Below are 15,833 nucleotides of genomic sequence, written 5' to 3'. Positions count from 1 at the left end.
TTTGTTGCGGAGGCGCGCGCTCAGCGGTCGCTGCGGATCGGGCCGAACTCCACCGGCACCCAGGCATAGCCTTTCGCATCCTTGCGGATATGACCCAGGCCGGGGAAGGGCAGGTGGGCGCCACCGATGGCCCAGCCGGCATTCGCCGCCTGCTGGAACAAGGCCTTGCGCGTGGCTATCGCCTGCTTCTGGTCCACATCGAATTCCAGCGAAACTTCCGGATGCTGGAACTGCACCGAGTGGCTGTGCACGATGTCACCCCAGAGCAGCAGCTTCTGCTTGCCGGAGCTGAAGAGGTAGGAGCTGTGGCCCGGCGTGTGGCCCGGCGTCGGCACGACGCTCACGCCCGGCAGCAGCGCCTCGCCCGGCTTGAAGCTCATGAAATGGCCGGCGGCCTGATAGGGCTTCACGGCATCCATCGCCATGCGGAAGAAGGGCTTGGCATCGTCCGCGGCGGCCGCGGCGACTTTCTCGCTCAGCCAGAAATCCGCGTCACCCTGGGAGGCCCACAGCGTGGCATTCGGGAAGGCCGGCTGGCCGGACTTGTCGAGCACGCCGCAGAGGTGGTCCGGATGCAGGTGGGTCAGCAGCACCGTGTCGATCTCTTCCGGCTTGTAACCGGCCGCGCGGATGTTGTCCTGCACCTGACCCAGACTGGGGCCGAAGCAGCTGGCAGCGCCGGCGTCCACCAGCACCAGATGCTCGCCGGTATTCACGAGATAGGCATTCACCGCGGTCTGCACGCCCTTGCTGTGCTCAATGAACATGCGCGCCAGCAGGCTCTGGATTTCCGGTGCGCGCAGGCCCTTGAGCAGCGAGGTGCCGAGGTCGATGTAACCGTCATACAGCGCAGTGACTTCGAAATCGCCGTTGGCATAGCGGTAGTAGCCGGGCACCTGGGTCTTGACCGGGGCAGGGGCGGCCTGGAGGCCGAGTGCGGCGAGCGCGAGGCCGGCCGCGGCGAGGCCGCGCCGAAGCAGGCGGGATGCGTGGGACATGTCTGGTTTCCTTTTCTCGAAAGACGGCCGCCGGAGCAGCATGAAACCAGTGTAGAAGCTGCCCGCGGCGCGAAACGCTCAGACTGGCACGCGAAGCGTTCAGAGACTGCCGACGCGGGAGGGCTCCACGCCGTAGCGTTCGGCAAAGCGCTTGCTGAAACTCGCGGTGGACGCATAACCCACCCGCATCGCGACCGATTTCACCGGCAGGCGCGTGCTTTGCAGCAGGGTGAGCGCCTGTGCCAGACGGGCGCCGGCGATCAGTTCCCGCAGCGAGGTGCCGGCGGCGGCAAGCTGGCGGCGAAGCGTGGCGCCGCTCATGCCAAGCGCATGCTCGATATCGCCCGAGCTCCATTCGCGGGCAGGCTCGGCGGACACCATGGCGCGGATCTGTCCCGCCAGATCCAGTGTTTCGGGCGTGAGCAGGCCGGCAAAGCCCAGTGCATGCAGGCGCAGCACCACGCCGCTCATGGCATGGCAGGCGAACACGGTTTCGCCGAGCTGCAGCGCCTCCAGCCAGTTCATCAGGGCCGGTGCGAGCGCGTCGAGCGCCACGCTGGCAATCGGCCCGGGCTCGCTGAAACCGCGTTGCGGCAGCAGCTGGCGGGCGGCATCCAGCACCGGCGCCTCCAGACCGATGGCGATGGCGGCGTAGTCTCCGCTCGATTCATCCGGAATGTTTTCCATATCCAGACTTCGCGCGCCCGGCACCAGCAGCAACTGCCCCGGCGGCACGCGCAGCCAGTCACCGCGTTCGCGTGCGCGCTTGAGACCACGCAGCGGAATCACCAGCATCGGCCGGGCGACCTCCACCGACTTGATGTGATGCGCATGGACGGCGCGCACGCAGATGCAGGGCAGCTCGCCTTGCTGCGCGGCGAGTTCTTCGAGGCGCAGAAGGAGCTGGCGGGCGGGGGAGGTCGTGTCGGCCATGAGCGGAGCAGGCAATCGGATGTCTTCACGATAGCACGCGGGCCAGGCGTGGCGTCCGCGCGCCGGGGGCGCAAGCGCGCAAGGCGCCCCCGAAACGAAACAGCCCGCCAGAGTGCGGGCTGTTTTGCGTGGGGCGTTCGCCGGATCAGGCGTGCAGCTTTGCGAGCTGCTTGGCGATCACGTCATGGGAGAGCCACAGCACCGGTGCGGAGGGCTGGGCGGCTTCGTTGAACATCAGCGGGCCGGTGGCTTCGATCACCAGCGCCGAGAGGTGGTCGGTGATGAGTGCCTTGCCGTCGCGGTGCAGCGCGGTGATGGATTCGGCGGTGCCGATCATCCGGTCTGCCAGCTCCGGCGTGTTGTCCATCGGCCAGGCGTCGAAATTGCGGAAGCCGACCATTACCGGATCCTGGTTGTAGGCATCGAGCTGGGCGAGCACGGCGTCGAGCGAGTGGCCGTCCTGCAGCAGGGCCTGGCAGGCGGCCCACTGGGCTTCACCCCAGGCGCTGCAGCCTTCACGCTTCAAGGCGTTCAGCAGCGGCACCAGCGAGAGTTCCACGCCGACGAAGATGTCCGACGAGTTGGTGCGGATCTCGGGGCAGTTGAAGACGGTGGCCTTCACGCCCTTGTCCCACGCCGCGCGGGCGATGTCTTCCAGGCGCTTCTTGGCGTAGCCCTGGGTGTAGTTGGTGTAGGTCTGCCAGTGGTATTCGCCGCCGATCAGGATCTCGGTGCCGTGGTAGCCATAGGCGGTGTAGCGCACCGACTGGCCTGCAGTTTCGACCTTCGCGCGGATCGCCTCGGAGCCGTCGATCAGGTACTGGAAGGTGTTGGCGGTGACTTCGTCGAAGTTCATCAGGTTCAGCTTGCCCAGATCGGATTCGATCAGCGCACGCGAGGACATGAAGCGCTCACCGCGACCCTTGTAGATGCGGTTCGCAATCGCGAGGAAGACCTTGGCCTTGATCAGGCCGCCGGCCATGGTGTGGGCGAAGAACACATTGGCGCCGGCCGGAATCATGCCTTCGAGCTGGCTCATCGCTTCGCTCACCGCAGCCTTGAAACGGGCCACGCCCAGGGCGCGGCAGGCTTCGACCTGTGCCCAGTCGAGCTTGTCTTCCTGCCAGGTCTTCAGCCCCATCTCGTTGGCCATTGCGGTCACGGTGGGCGTGCCGGCCGGGGCGTCGAGGTCGAAGCCGGCCATCATCGGTACGTTGATGATCCGGCCGCCGAGGTTGGCTTCCGCCGTGGCGAGTTCCTCTTCGTTCAGGCGGCGCAGGCTGCCGTCGGCTTCGCGGCGGCCCACGGTCATGCCGATGAGCGTCATGCCGGCGGCGCGGGCTTCGTTCACCAGACCGTTGGCGTAGCCACGGCCGAAGAGTTCGCCGAACAGGACGAAGACATCGCCCTTCCTGAAGACGGTTTGGTCGGACAGTTTTCTCAGTGCGACAGGTGCGCTCATGGTCTTTCCTCTTGAGGGGCTGCCTCGCGGGAGGCCGCCTGGAATCCGGCTGACAATCGGGTCTGCCGCACGGGAGCAGTCACGGCGTGCGAGGCAGGTCAGGGCGCGGATTCTACCGCAGCTTGCGGAAATGGCTCCGTCAGCTCACACACGCCGCCGAACGGCTGCCGCGGCCCCGCGCTGCTTCAGGCCGGGCGCGAGGCCAGGCCGCGGGCGGCCCGCAGGCGCTCCTCGACGACCCGGGCGAGCAGCGGCACCGCGGTTTCGATGCGTTCGACCGGCACGCCGCCATAGCCGAGGTTCATGCCGTTGCGGCGCGCTTCCCGCCCCTGGTAATACATCGACAGCGGGCGCACCACCAGACCCTGGGCCAGCGCATGGGTCGCGACCATCGCGTCATCCACCGGCTCCCTGAAGTGATAGAGCAGCTGCAGCCCGGCATGCCCGCCGGAGGCTGACACCGCGTCGCCCAGATGATGGGTCATCGCGGCCTGCAGCACATCGCGGCGTTCGCGATAGACCTGGCGCATGCGCCGGATGTGCGCACTGAAGTGGCCTTCGGCGATGAATTCGGCCAGCGCGGCCTGCTCGATCAGGCGGCCGCCGCGGTAGAGCTCCGAGTTGCCGATCTGGAAGGCGTTGGCGAGGTCTTCCGGCAGCACCATGTAGGACAGGCGCAGGCCCGGGAACATCACCTTGCTGAAGGTGCCGAGATAGATCACGCGCTGCTTGCGCGAGAGGCCGAAGAGGGACGCGACCGTGCGATTGTCATAATGCTGCTCGTTGTCGTAGTCGTCTTCGATGATCCAGGCACCGGTGCTGTCGGCGCCTTCGAGCAGGGCCAGCCGGCGCTCCAGCGAGAGCACCGTGCCGGTGGGGTACTGGCTGGACGGCGAGACGTAGATCAGGCGCGGCGGATGCAGCCAGTCCGCCGGCTGCGGCGCCATGCCGCCTTCATCCAGCGCGATCGGCACGGTTTCCAGACCAGCCGCACGCAGCACGTTGCGCGCCCCCCAGTAGCCCGGTTCCTCGATCCAGGCGCGGTCGCCGCTGTCGCAGAGCATGCGCGCGCAGAGATCCAGCGCCTGATGCGAGCCATTGAGGATCAGGATCTGCTGCGGCTGGCAGCTCATCAGCCGGGACACGCCCAGGTATTCCGCAATCGCCGACTTGAGCGGGCCGTAGCCGCTGCCCGAGTAATCGAGCAGGCGCCCCTTGTCGCGGCTCATGTGGCGCATCACCAGGCGCTTCCAGGTCGCAAAGGGGAAGAGGTCGGTGTCCGGCACGCCGGGGATGAAGGCGCCGCGCTGGATGGTGCTGCTGGTCGCATGGCTGGCGATCTGGTTGCCGCGGCGCGAGAGCCCCTCGCGGCGGGTGCCGATCAGGCGCTTCTGTGCGCTGAAGGTCTCCCGTCCGCTGAGCGTTTCCGACACATAGGAGCCCGAGCCCTGGCGGCCTTCCAGATAGCCTTCCATCAGCAGCTGCTCATAGGCGCGCACGACCGTGTTGCGGCCCACTCCCAGCTCCTGGCTCAGCTGGCGGGTGGAGGGCAGCTGGTCGCCGCCCTGCAGCTGCTCGTCGAGAATGGCCTGACGCAGCGCGAGATAGAGCTGGTTGTGCAGCAGCTGGCCCGATGCTTGCGTTTCAAGGCGCTTGCGCACGAGTTCGCAGATCAGCTGCCTGTCCATGATCGGATGCTCAAAGTGGTTCCTTCGAATCGTGCCGAAGTGGTTCCGGCTGGAGCCAATTATTACCCTAGGATGGGATCCATGTGCAGGACTTCCGGAATCAGCGGCCCGTGGGCCGCCGCTTTCCGGCAGATCGACCGGAGAAGGCCGCATGAGCAGAACCGAACATCCCGCTGGCGAAACCCATGTGAGTTTCGAGGGCGTGCAGAAAACCTATGACGGCGAGACGCTGATCGTGCGCGATCTGCATCTGGCCATCCGCCGCGGCGAATTCCTGACCCTGCTGGGGCCGTCGGGCTCCGGCAAGACCACCTGCCTGATGATGCTGGCGGGATTCGAGACGCCCACCTCCGGCGAGATCCGGCTCAACGGCCAGGTCATCAACCGCCTGCCGCCGCATCGCCGCAACATCGGCATGGTGTTCCAGAACTATGCGCTCTTCCCGCACATGACGGTGCGCGAGAACCTGCGCTTCCCGCTTTCGGTGCGCAAGCTGCCGGCCGCCGACATCGACCGCAAGGTGAGCCGCGCGCTCGACATGGTCAAGCTCGGCGCGCTGGGCGACCGCTATCCGCAGCAGCTCTCCGGCGGCCAGCAGCAGCGCATCGCACTGGCCCGCGCACTGGTCTTCGATCCGGAACTGGTGCTGATGGATGAGCCGCTCGGTGCGCTCGACAAGCAGCTGCGCGAACACATGCAGCTCGAGATCAAGCATCTGCAGCGCGAGCTGGGCGTGACCGTGGTCTTCGTGACGCACGATCAGAGCGAGGCGCTGACGATGTCGGACCGCATCGCGGTTTTCAACCAGGGCGTGATCCAGCAGATCGACGACCCGGCCACGCTCTACGAACTGCCGGCCAACAATTTCGTGGCCAATTTCATCGGCGAGAACAATGCGCTCGAAGGCACGGTGGAATCCGTCGAGGGCAGCCTGTGCACGGTGAAGCTCGACAGCGGCCAGCGCGTGCAGGCCTCGCTCGGCAACCCGGTGGGTGAGGGCCGGCGCACCGTGCTCTCGGTGCGGCCCGAGAGCATCCAGCTCAACGTGCAGTCGCTCGGCTGCGCCAACCGGCTCGGCGGCTATGTGCGCGAGATCACCTATCTGGGCGACCACCTGCGCGTGCGGGTGGAGCTTGCCGGCCGCCGCCAGATCATGGTCAAGGCGCCCGCCGCGCAGCACAAGCACCGCTTCGACACCGGTGACGCGATCCATGTCGGCATCGATCCCGGCCAGCTGCGCGCACTCGAACCCGCGCCCGGCCAATGATTTCCCAGACCCTCGCAATCCCCTGTTCCAGGAGAGCTTCATGATCCGTACCGCTTCATCCTTCCGCAAGCCGGCTGTGTTGTGCGCCGCGCTTCTTTCCCTGGCCGGCGTTGCCCGGGCCGCCGACCTGACCGTCATCTCCTTCGGCGGCTCCAACCAGAAGGCCCAGGTGAAGGCCTTCTACGAGCCCTACACGAAAGCCACCGGCGGCAAGATCATCGCCGGCGAATACACCGGCGAGCAGGCCAAGGTGAAAGCCATGGTCGAAGCGAAGAACGTGAGCTGGGACGTGGTCGAGGTCGAATCGCCCGAACTCGCGCGTGGCTGCGAGGAAGGTCTGTATGAAAAGCTCGACATGAGCAGGATCGGCCCGAAGGCGGACTTCGTGCCGGCCGCCGTGTCGGAATGCGGCATCGGCATCTTCGTGTGGTCGACCGTGCTGGCCTATAACGCCGAAACGCTCAAGACCCCGCCGAAGACCTGGGCGGATTTCTGGGACCTGAAGAAATTCCCCGGCAAGCGCGGCCTGCGCAAGACCGCCAAGTTCACGCTCGAGTTCGCCCTGCTGGCCGACGGCGTGAAGCCGGAAGAGGTCTACAAGGTGCTTGGCACCAAGGCCGGTGCCGAGCGCGCCTTCAAGAAGCTGGACCAGATCAAGCCCAGCATCCAGTGGTGGGAAGCCGGTGCGCAGCCGCCGCAGCTGCTCGCCGCGGGTGACGTTGTCATGAGCACCGCCTACAACGGCCGCATCGCCACCGCCCAGAAGGAGGGCAAGAAGCTCGGCATCAGCTGGACCAACAACATCTATGACTTCGACTCCTGGGGCATTCCGGTCGGCACGCCGAACAAGGCCGAGGCCTACAAGTTCATCGCTTTCGCCAGCAAGCCGGAGAACCAGAAGGTCTTTGCCGGCGAGATTCCCTACGGCCCGACCAATGTGAAGGGCACGGCGCTGGTGGACAAGGCCGTGGCGGCCGAGCTGCCGACCGCACCGCAGAACATGAAGGGCGCGCTCGCCAGCAACACCGCGTTCTGGGTCGAGCATGGCGAAGACCTGGAGCAACGCTTCAACGCCTGGGCCGCGAAGTAAGGCGCGTCAGGATGAATCCGGCCTGCCCGCAGCGCAAAGCGCTTCGCCTGATCGTAGCGCGGCACGGTGCCGGATTCATCCCGCCGGGCAGGGCTGGGGCCTTGCCCGCGCACGCCGAAAAATACGAATGTCATTTCCAGCAACACGGGACACCGGCATGACCGAACTCACCGCCATCCTGCCCGCCACGCCGGCGGCCGAGCCGCAGACGCTTCCGCTCAAGCGCCGGCTGGCGCGCGCCGAGCGCGTCCGCAAGCTCAAGTACGGTGCGCTGATCCTGCCGCTGGCGCTTTTCCTGCTGCTGAGTTTCGTCTGGCCGATTGCCGCGCTGCTCAAGCGCAGCATCGACAACCCCGAGGTGCTGGGCGCGCTGCCGGCCACCAGTGCCGCGCTGAATCGCTGGGATGGCAAGGCCTTGCCGGACGACGCGGTGTTTGCCGCGCTGGCCGCCGATTTCGCCGCCGCCAAGGGCACGCCAGCGCTGGCCGCCGCCGCCAGCCGCCTCAACATGGAACAACCGGGCTTCCGCTCGCTGGTCTTGCGCAGTGCGCGCAACATGCCCCCCGAGGCGGGTCAGTCGGCGCGCGAAGCGCTCGTCGCCGCGGATGCGCGCTGGGGTGAGCTGGCCAGCTGGCAACTCATTGCCCGCAATGCGTCGCCTTATACCGCGCGCCATCTGCTCGCCGCGCTCGACCGCGAGTACGACGAGAACGGCCGGATCGTGCATGTCGGCGACGATCAGGCGGTGTATGTGAATGTCATGCTGCGGACTTTCGGCATGTCTTTCGTCGTCACTGTGATCTGCCTGCTGGCGGGATTTCCGCTGGCCTATCTGATGGCGACCCTGCCGGCGCGCCAGGCCAACCTGCTGCTGATCTTCGTGCTGCTGCCGTTCTGGACCTCGACCCTGGTGCGCGTGGCCGCCTGGATCGTTCTGCTGCAGACCGAGGGCCTGGTGAATCAGGCGCTGCGCGGGCTCGGCCTGATCGATCATCCGCTGCAGCTCGCCTTCAACAGCACCGGCGTCTATATCGCGATGGTGCACATCCTGCTGCCCTTCATGATCCTGCCGCTCTACAGCGTGATGAAGGGTATTTCGCCGACCTACATGCGCGCAGCCCTGTCGCTGGGCTGCCCGCCTTTCCGCAGCTTCTGGCGGGTGTATTTCCCGCAGGCGCTGCCGGGCGTGACGGCCGGCTGCCTGCTGGTCTTCATCATCTGCATGGGCTACTACATCACGCCGGCGCTGCTGGGCAGCCCGAGCGAGCAGATGGCGAGCTACTTCGTGGCCTTCTATACCAACCAGACCATCAACTGGGGCATGGCCGCCGCGCTCTCCGCGATCCTGTTTGCCGCCACCCTGCTGCTCTACATGGTCTACGCCCGCCTTGCCGGTTCGCAGGGCATGGCGGCCCGCGCACGCTGAAGGAAGGATCACGATGCTCGCTCCCTTTGCTTCTCCTGCCGAACGCATCTGGCATTACGGCCTGCGTGGCTTCTGCGGCCTGGTGCTGCTCTTCCTGATGCTGCCGGTGCTGGTGATCGCGCCGCTGTCCTTCAACGCGGACTCCTTCCTGCTCTATCCGATGTCCGGCTTCTCGCTGCGCTGGTATGACGAAATCATCAGCTCGCCGACCTGGCGGCAGGCCTTCGTGAACAGCTGCATCGTGTCGCCCTTCGCCACGCTGCTGGCGATGGCGCTCGGCACACCCGCCGCGGTGGGGCTCTCGCGCATCGACTTTCCCGGCAAGGCGCTGCTGACCTCCATCCTGATCTCGCCGATGGTGGTGCCGGTGGTGATCGTCGGCGTGGCGACCTATCTGGTCTTCGCGCCGGTCGGGCTGGCGGGCAGCTATCCCGGCCTGATCCTGGTGCATGCCGCGCTGGGCGTGCCCTTCGTGGTCACCACCGTCAGCGCGACGCTGGAGGGTTTCGATTACAACCTGGTGCGCGCCGCCGCGAGCCTGGGGGCGAATCCGCTCACCACCTTCTTCCGTGTGACCCTGCCGCTGGTGGCACCGGGCGTGATCTCGGGCGGGCTCTTTGCCTTCGGGACCTCCTTCGACGAAGTTGTCGTCACGCTCTTTCTCGCCGGCCCGGAGCAGACCACGCTGCCGCGCCAGATGTTCGCCGGCATCCGCGAAAACATCAGCCCGGCGATTGCCGCCGTGGCGACCATCATGACCCTCCTGTCCACGCTGATGCTGATCGCGCTCGAATGGCTGCGCCGGCGCAGCGAACGCCTGCGCGGAGGCGCGGTCGGACACTGACATGCCGGGGCGCTCCGGCGCCCGAACCACAGAGAAAAGGAATCAAGACTCATGCTGAACCTCAAGGACCCCAGCCTTCTCCGCACGCAGTGCTTCATCAACGGTCAGTGGTGCGATGCCGACAGCGGCGCCACGCTGACCGTGAGCAATCCTGCGGACGGCACGCCGCTGGGCAGCGTGCCGAAGATGGGCGCGGCGGAGACGAAGCGTGCCATCGATGCGGCGAATGCCGCGCTGCCGCTGTGGCGTGCGAAGACCGCCGGCGAGCGTGGCCGCCTGCTGCGCCGCTGGTATGAACTGCTGATGGCCCACCAGGACGATCTGGCCCTGATCATGACCAGCGAACAGGGCAAGCCGCTGGCCGAAGCGCGCGGCGAGATCGCCTATGCCGCCGGCTATCTCGACTGGTTCGCCGAAGAAGGCAAGCGCGCCTATGGCGAGATCATTCCGCCGCATGGTGCGGACAAGCGCATCCTGGTCACGCGGGAGCCGGTCGGTGTCTGCGCGGCGATCACGCCCTGGAACTTCCCGGCTGCGATGATTACCCGCAAGGCGGGCGCGGCCTTGGCCGCCGGCTGCACGATGGTGCTCAAGCCCGCTTCGCAGACGCCGTATTCGGCGCTGGCACTCGCCGTGCTGGCCGAGCGCGCCGGCATCCCGGCCGGCGTGTTCAGCGTCGTCACCGGCTCGGCGGCTGCCATCGGTGGCGAGCTGTGCGCCAACCCGGTGGTGCGCAAGCTCTCCTTCACCGGCTCCACCGAGATCGGCGCGCAGCTCATTGCGCAATGCGCGCCCACTGTGAAGAAACTCTCGATGGAGCTGGGCGGCAATGCGCCCTTCATCGTGTTTGATGACGCCGACCTGGATGCCGCGGTCGAGGGCGCGATCGTGTCCAAGTTCCGCAATGCCGGCCAGACGTGTGTGTGCGCCAACCGCCTGCTGGTGCAGGACGGCGTCTATGAAGCCTTTGCCGCGAAGCTGGCCGCCGCGGTGGCGAAGCTGCGCGTCGGCAATGGCGTGGAAGAGGGGGTGAGCCAGGGGCCGCTGATCGATGCCGGCGCGCTCGGCAAGGTCACCGAGCTGGTGGCGGATGCGCTCGACAAGGGCGCGCGCGTCGTCTGCGGCGGCAAGCCGCATGCGCTGGGCGGCAGCTTCTACGAGCCGACGATCCTGGCCGACGTGACACCGGCCATGCGCATGGCGCGCGAGGAAATCTTCGGACCGGTCGCGCCGCTGTTCCGCTTCAAGGACGAGGCGGATGCCATCCGCATGGCCAACGACACCGAGTTCGGCCTCGCCTCCTACTTCTTCGCCCGTGACGTGGCGCGCATCTTCCGCGTTTCCGAAGCGCTCGAATACGGCATGGTCGGCGTCAATACCGGCCTCATCTCGACCGAGATCGCGCCCTTTGGCGGCGTGAAGTCTTCCGGCCTCGGCCGCGAAGGTTCGCGCCACGGCCTCGATGACTACCTCGAAATGAAATACGTCTGCATCGGCGGCATCCGCTGAGCAGACCCCGCGCTTCCTTACACCGGAGAAACCGAACATGAATGCAGTCACCGATCTCAAGACCGGCAGCAATGCCGACCTCATGGCCCGCCGTGCCGCAGCGCTGCCGCGCGGCGTGGGCCAGGCGCATGCGATCTTCGCCGCGCGCGCCGAGAACGCCGAGATCTGGGACGTGGAAGGCCGCCGCTGGATCGACTTCTGCGCCGGCATTGCGGTGCTCAACACCGGCCACCGTCATCCGAAGATCGTCGAGGCCGCGAAGGCACAACTCGATGCCTACACCCACACCTGCTTCCAGGTGGTGGCCTATGAAGGTTATGTATCGCTGTGCGAGCGCCTCAACCGCGCGGTGCCCGGCCCCACGCCGAAGAAATCCTTCCTGATGAATTCCGGCGCCGAAGCGGTCGAGAATGCTGTGAAGGTGGCCCGTGCCTACACCGGGCGGCGCGGCGTGATTGCATTCGGTGGCGGTTTTCACGGTCGCACGATGTTCACCATGGCGCTGACCGGCAAGGTCGATCCCTACAAGCTGAAGTTCGGCCCGTTTGCCGGAGACATCCATCACGTGCCCTATCCGGATGCGCTGCACGGCATCAGCGAAGCCGAGTCCTTCGCCGCGATCCAGCGTCTGTTCAAGTGGGATATCGATCCGGCCACGGTGGCGGCCATCATCGTCGAGCCGGTGCAGGGCGAAGGCGGCTACATTCCGGCGAGCACCAGCTTCCTGCGCGGCATCCGCGAGCTCTGTGATGCTCATGGCATCATGATGATCGTCGATGAGGTGCAATGCGGCATCGCCCGCAGCGGCAAGCTCTTCGCCATCGAGCATCACGGCATCGAGCCCGACATCCTTACCACCGCCAAGGGTCTGGGCGGCGGCATGGTGATCTCCGGCATCGTCGGCAAGGCCGATGTCATGGATGCGGCGGGCCCCGGCGGGCTGGGCGGCACCTATTCCGGCAATCCGGTGGCGGTGGCGACCGCGCATGCGGTGCTGGACGTGATCGAGGAAGAGCAGCTCACCGAGCGCGCGATGAAACTTGGCGAACACATGCGGAGCCGCCTCGGCGCACTGAAGGCGCGGTTTTCATGCGTGGCCGAAGTGCGCGGTCTCGGCGCGATGACGGCGGTGGAGTTCTGCCATGGCGGCAAGCCGGAAAGCCCTGCCGCCGATATCGCCACCGCGCTCAAGAACGAAGCCGCGAAACGTGGCCTGCTGCTGCTCAATTGCGGCAACTATGGCAACGTGCTGCGCATCATGATTCCGCTGACCATCTCCTTCGAGTTGCTCGACGAAGGTCTCGACATCATCGAGGCATCGCTGGCGGCAGTGACCGCAGGCTGAAGACTTCCCGACCTGCCCTCACGCGGCCGCCGCAGAGCGATCTGTGGTGGCCGCACTGCCGGCCGAGGCGAACATGACAAGAGCAATCGCCAGCCATTGCTGCAGGCCCAGTCGCTCATCCAGGATCAGCCAGCCGGCCAGCGCGGCAATGGCGGGTGCCGCGCTTACCAGAATGCCGAACACCCGGCGCGGCAGGCGGCGCAACGCCATCATCTCGAAGGAATAGGGCAGGGTGCTGGAGAGCACCGCCACCGTCAGCCCGGTCAGCAGGATCACGGGCGAGAGCAGCGCGCTGCCCGCGTGACTCACACCCAGCGGCACCGCGAAGAGCGCGGCCGCCGTCATGCCCCAGGCCACCGCATGGCCGCTCTCGATGTGCGACACGCGCTTGCCGAACACGATGTAGAGCGCCCAGCACACCGCGGCGCCAATCGCCCACAGCACGCCGACCGGATCCAGCGCGCTCGCATGGCGCGTGATCGGCAGCAGCAGCGTGAGGCCCATGACCATGCAGGCGAGCCAGGCGAAGTCGCGCGGCCGTCTTGAGGCGAACAGCACGACCGACAGCGGGCCGGACACTTCGATCGCCACCGCGATGCCGATCGGGATGCGGGCGAAAGCGTGGTAGATGAAGAGATTCATGCAGCCCATGCCAAGTCCGTAGATCAGCAGGTTGCGCGCGTCCTGCCGCGAGGGCAGACGCCGCCAGGGCCGCCAGAGGGCCAGCAGGATGGCGGCCGAGATGCCCACCCGCAGCGCGGTGACGCCTTCTGCGCCCACCAGCGGAAAGAGCTGCTTGGCGAAGGCTGCGCCGATGTTCTGTGCGGCCAGTGCCAGCAGCACCGCGCTGGCGGCCAGCAGCGGGCGTGAAGAATCGGGGGAAGGCGTGCGCATCGGGTCGGGGAAGCGGTCTGCGAAGCGGCATTCTAGGGGCTTTGCCGCGGGCGGTCGAACCATCAAGCCGGCGCGCGACCGGCTGTCTGCCGAAACATTTTCTTGCCAATCCGTTCAACGCCCGTTGCGGCGGACGCCTATGCTCAGAGTGTCCCTCCTGCCCGTGAAAGTCCGAGCGATGAACAGCATCCTGCATACCCTGCGTCATGGCATGGATTTTCGCGGTCGCGCCAGCCGCAGCGAATACTGGATCTTTCATGTCGCCGGCATGCTGGTGCTGTTCGCGGTGTGCTTGCTTTCCGTGCTTTTGCCGGGCGAGCTGGCGGCCTGGCTCGTCCGCGGCCTTGCGGCATGCCTGCTCCTGCCTTCGCTGGCGGTGAGCGTGCGCCGCATGCACGACACCGGTCGCAGTGGCTGGAGCGTGCTGATGCCGGCCCTGCCTTGCGCGCTCGGGGCGCTGGTGTTCAGCCTGCCGGGCGAGCCCGGACTGCTCTGGATCCTGCCAGCGCTGCTGCAGGCGCTCGGCATTGCGCTGTTCCTGATCATGGCGGCGCAGCGCGGCGAAGACCGCGCCAACAGTTTCGGCCCGGCCTGGTCCTGGTGTGCGGACTGAACCCTGCGGCCGCGCGGCGGACAAATAAGTCCGCGGTGCGTACTTGAAGCTTCACCCGCCGACACCATCTGACACATTCAGGCCACGCCTCTGCGGTGGCCGCGCCGTAAGGATGCCGTTTCATGCCACGCCTGCGTTTCCTGGTTTTTGCCGGCCTCGTGCTGGGTCTGCTGCATGCCTATATCGGGCTGCGTCTCTTTCCGGTGCTGGGCTTGCCTGCGCCGCTGTCGGCGCTGGGCTGGGGGCTCCTGGCCACCTCCACCCTGCTGCAGCCGCTGAGCCTGGTGCTGCGTGAAGGCATGGCGCCTGCCTGGCGCGATCGCCTGAGCTGGGTCGCGATGCTGGCGATGGGGCTCTTTTCCTCGCTGCTGGTCTTCACCCTGCTGCGCGACGTCTTCCTGCTGGGGCTCTCGGCAATCGAGGGGGCGCTGTCGATCAGCCCGCTGCCGCCCGCCTTCATGGCGGACACCGCACAGCTCGTGCTGGTGGCCGCCTTGCTCGTCAGCGTGCTGGGCTTCTTCAACGCGCGCCGGCTGGCCCGGGTGGTCGAGGTGGAGGTGCCGCTGCGCAACCTGCCGCCCGCGTTGCACGGCTTTCGCATCGCACAGATCAGTGACATCCATGTCGGCCCCACGATCAAGCGCAACTACCTTGAGCGCATCGTTGGTCGCGTCAACGGCCTGCAGGCGGACCTCGTGGCCATCACTGGCGATCTGGTCGATGGTCGCGTCAGGGATCTGGCTGCGCACACCCAGCCGCTGGCGGGGCTGCAGTCACGCCATGGCAGTTATTTCGTGACCGGCAATCATGAGTATTACTCGAACGCGCCGGAGTGGATCGACGAGATGCGCCGGCTCGGCCTCACCGTGCTGATGAACGAGCATGTGGTGCTCGATCATGACGGCGCGCCGCTGGTGCTGGCAGGCGTGACCGATTACAGCGCAGGGGGCTTCTACGAGAGCCACCGCAGCGATCCGCTTGCTGCGCTTCGCGCAGCGCCCGAGGCGGTCAGCGTGCTGCTGGCACACCAGCCGCGCAGCGCCGGTGCGGCCGCCCAGGCCGGTTTCGACCTGCAGCTCTCCGGCCACACCCATGGCGGCCAGTTCTGGCCGTGGAATCATTTCGTGCCGCTGCAGCAGCCCTTCACCGCGGGGCTGCACCGCATCCAGGAACTCTGGGTCTATGTCAGCCGCGGCACCGGCTACTGGGGGCCGCCCAAGCGTTTCGGCGCACCTTCCGAGATCACCTGCCTCACGCTGGTTCCGGCCTGAAAGCATTCGTCACGATTCAGGCACGCCGGCGTCACACTCTGACATCCTTCCGGCTTCACCGCGCCGGTGCGGGCTCCTATGCTGACGCCATCAGTTTTCAATTGCCTGAAGGAGTCGCACATGAATGCCATCGTTTCAGCCTACCGTCGCTATACGGATTTTGCCGGCCGCTCGAACCGCCGCGATTTCTGGCTCTTCCTGGTCTTCTCGATGATCGCGGGCATCGTGCTCCAGCAGATCGACCACCACTACAACTTGATGATGATGTCCGGCAAGGTCGGTGTGCTGGCCGGGGTGTTCGGCCTGCTGACCATCATTCCGTTTCTGGCCCTGAAAGTCCGCCGCCTGCATGACACCGGCCGCAGCGGCTGGTGGATCCTGTTCCAGCTGGTGCCGCTGGTGGGCACGATCACCCTGCTGTACTTCATGGCCCAGCAGAGCCAGATGGGTGGAAACCGCTACGGAGTTGCCCCGGCTGCCTGAAAAGGCTGTC

At 66.5% G+C, this 15,833-nt stretch carries 14 protein-coding genes; 9 read left to right on the top strand and 5 right to left on the bottom strand.

What is annotated here, in order from left to right:
* Nucleotides 1-20: 20 nt before the first annotated feature.
* The 4 genes from ABDB87_RS19805 to pdxR form a co-directional block, all read right to left on the bottom strand.
* Nucleotides 21-998 (bottom strand): MBL fold metallo-hydrolase, encoded by a 978-nt coding sequence (locus ABDB87_RS19805; RefSeq protein WP_345930338.1) that lies wholly within the window; start codon nt 996-998, stop codon nt 21-23.
* Between the two features lie 99 nt (nt 999-1,097).
* The gene (locus ABDB87_RS19800; RefSeq protein WP_345930336.1) at nt 1,098-1,931 is read right to left on the bottom strand and encodes a helix-turn-helix transcriptional regulator; all 834 of its coding nucleotides are present in this window, start codon (nt 1,929-1,931) and stop codon (nt 1,098-1,100) included.
* Nucleotides 1,932-2,076: 145 nt separating this feature from the next.
* Nucleotides 2,077-3,393 (bottom strand): enoyl ACP reductase FabMG family protein, encoded by a 1,317-nt coding sequence (locus tag ABDB87_RS19795; RefSeq protein ID WP_345930334.1) that lies wholly within the window; start codon nt 3,391-3,393, stop codon nt 2,077-2,079.
* A gap of 185 nt (nt 3,394-3,578) precedes the next feature.
* Entirely contained in the window at nt 3,579-5,081 is a 1,503-nt protein-coding gene (gene pdxR / locus ABDB87_RS19790) for a MocR-like pyridoxine biosynthesis transcription factor PdxR (RefSeq protein WP_345930332.1), read from the bottom strand.
* A gap of 151 nt (nt 5,082-5,232) precedes the next feature.
* On the opposite strand from pdxR, the gene ABDB87_RS19785 reads away from it, so the two are divergent.
* From ABDB87_RS19785 to gabT, 6 genes are all read left to right on the top strand, one after another.
* Complete coding sequence (locus ABDB87_RS19785; protein ID WP_345930329.1) at nt 5,233-6,348, top strand: ABC transporter ATP-binding protein; 1,116 nt, start codon at nt 5,233-5,235, stop codon at nt 6,346-6,348.
* A 40-nt stretch (nt 6,349-6,388) separates the two neighbouring features.
* On the top strand, nt 6,389-7,438 hold the full coding sequence (locus ABDB87_RS19780) for an ABC transporter substrate-binding protein (RefSeq protein ID WP_345930328.1): 1,050 nt from the start codon (nt 6,389-6,391) through the stop codon (nt 7,436-7,438).
* Nucleotides 7,439-7,595: 157 nt separating this feature from the next.
* Nucleotides 7,596-8,864 carry an ABC transporter permease gene (locus ABDB87_RS19775; protein WP_345930327.1) on the top strand — a complete coding sequence of 423 codons (1,269 nt, stop codon included), beginning with the start codon at nt 7,596-7,598 and terminating at the stop codon, nt 8,862-8,864.
* A gap of 13 nt (nt 8,865-8,877) precedes the next feature.
* On the top strand, nt 8,878-9,708 hold the full coding sequence (locus tag ABDB87_RS19770) for an ABC transporter permease (protein ID WP_345930325.1): 831 nt from the start codon (nt 8,878-8,880) through the stop codon (nt 9,706-9,708).
* A gap of 51 nt (nt 9,709-9,759) precedes the next feature.
* Complete coding sequence (gabD, locus tag ABDB87_RS19765; RefSeq protein WP_345930323.1) at nt 9,760-11,217, top strand: NADP-dependent succinate-semialdehyde dehydrogenase; 1,458 nt, start codon at nt 9,760-9,762, stop codon at nt 11,215-11,217.
* 37 nt (nt 11,218-11,254) lie between these two features.
* Entirely contained in the window at nt 11,255-12,562 is a 1,308-nt protein-coding gene (gene gabT / locus ABDB87_RS19760; RefSeq protein ID WP_345930321.1) for a 4-aminobutyrate--2-oxoglutarate transaminase, read from the top strand.
* 18 nt (nt 12,563-12,580) lie between these two features.
* Here gabT and ABDB87_RS19755 read toward each other — a convergent pair whose 3' ends face one another.
* Nucleotides 12,581-13,456 (bottom strand): EamA family transporter, encoded by an 876-nt coding sequence (locus ABDB87_RS19755; RefSeq protein WP_345930319.1) that lies wholly within the window; start codon nt 13,454-13,456, stop codon nt 12,581-12,583.
* Between the two features lie 178 nt (nt 13,457-13,634).
* Between ABDB87_RS19755 and ABDB87_RS19750 the strand changes: the two genes are divergently transcribed.
* From ABDB87_RS19750 to ABDB87_RS19740, 3 genes are all read left to right on the top strand, one after another.
* On the top strand, nt 13,635-14,069 hold the full coding sequence (locus ABDB87_RS19750) for a DUF805 domain-containing protein (protein WP_345930317.1): 435 nt from the start codon (nt 13,635-13,637) through the stop codon (nt 14,067-14,069).
* Between the two features lie 122 nt (nt 14,070-14,191).
* Nucleotides 14,192-15,340, top strand: a complete 1,149-nt coding sequence (locus ABDB87_RS19745; RefSeq protein ID WP_345930315.1) for a metallophosphoesterase — start codon at nt 14,192-14,194, stop codon at nt 15,338-15,340.
* Nucleotides 15,341-15,460: 120 nt separating this feature from the next.
* Nucleotides 15,461-15,823 (top strand): DUF805 domain-containing protein, encoded by a 363-nt coding sequence (locus ABDB87_RS19740; protein ID WP_345930313.1) that lies wholly within the window; start codon nt 15,461-15,463, stop codon nt 15,821-15,823.
* Nucleotides 15,824-15,833 lie beyond the last annotated feature (10 nt).

The sequence above is a fragment of the Uliginosibacterium paludis genome (assembly GCF_039631355.1).
Taxonomy (GTDB): Bacteria; Pseudomonadota; Gammaproteobacteria; order Burkholderiales; family Rhodocyclaceae; genus Uliginosibacterium; species Uliginosibacterium paludis.
The sequence above is the reverse complement of the archived record's forward strand: the minus strand, read 5'-3'. Positions and strand labels throughout refer to the sequence as shown.

What these genes read in the sequence shown, in the direction of transcription:
- ABDB87_RS19805 (WP_345930338.1), bottom strand. Translation starts at nt 998, where the DNA reads ATGTCCCACGCATCCCGCCTGCTTCGGCGCGGCCTCGCCGCGGCCGGC.
- ABDB87_RS19740 (WP_345930313.1), top strand. Translation starts at nt 15,461, where the DNA reads ATGAATGCCATCGTTTCAGCCTACCGTCGCTATACGGATTTTGCCGGC.
- ABDB87_RS19755 (WP_345930319.1), bottom strand. Translation starts at nt 13,456, where the DNA reads ATGCGCACGCCTTCCCCCGATTCTTCACGCCCGCTGCTGGCCGCCAGC.
- ABDB87_RS19780 (WP_345930328.1), top strand. Translation starts at nt 6,389, where the DNA reads ATGATCCGTACCGCTTCATCCTTCCGCAAGCCGGCTGTGTTGTGCGCC.
- ABDB87_RS19800 (WP_345930336.1), bottom strand. Translation starts at nt 1,931, where the DNA reads ATGGCCGACACGACCTCCCCCGCCCGCCAGCTCCTTCTGCGCCTCGAA.
- gabD (WP_345930323.1), top strand. Translation starts at nt 9,760, where the DNA reads ATGCTGAACCTCAAGGACCCCAGCCTTCTCCGCACGCAGTGCTTCATC.
- ABDB87_RS19775 (WP_345930327.1), top strand. Translation starts at nt 7,596, where the DNA reads ATGACCGAACTCACCGCCATCCTGCCCGCCACGCCGGCGGCCGAGCCG.
- ABDB87_RS19795 (WP_345930334.1), bottom strand. Translation starts at nt 3,393, where the DNA reads ATGAGCGCACCTGTCGCACTGAGAAAACTGTCCGACCAAACCGTCTTC.
- ABDB87_RS19745 (WP_345930315.1), top strand. Translation starts at nt 14,192, where the DNA reads ATGCCACGCCTGCGTTTCCTGGTTTTTGCCGGCCTCGTGCTGGGTCTG.
- ABDB87_RS19785 (WP_345930329.1), top strand. Translation starts at nt 5,233, where the DNA reads ATGAGCAGAACCGAACATCCCGCTGGCGAAACCCATGTGAGTTTCGAG.
- ABDB87_RS19750 (WP_345930317.1), top strand. Translation starts at nt 13,635, where the DNA reads ATGAACAGCATCCTGCATACCCTGCGTCATGGCATGGATTTTCGCGGT.
- pdxR (WP_345930332.1), bottom strand. Translation starts at nt 5,081, where the DNA reads ATGGACAGGCAGCTGATCTGCGAACTCGTGCGCAAGCGCCTTGAAACG.
- gabT (WP_345930321.1), top strand. Translation starts at nt 11,255, where the DNA reads ATGAATGCAGTCACCGATCTCAAGACCGGCAGCAATGCCGACCTCATG.
- ABDB87_RS19770 (WP_345930325.1), top strand. Translation starts at nt 8,878, where the DNA reads ATGCTCGCTCCCTTTGCTTCTCCTGCCGAACGCATCTGGCATTACGGC.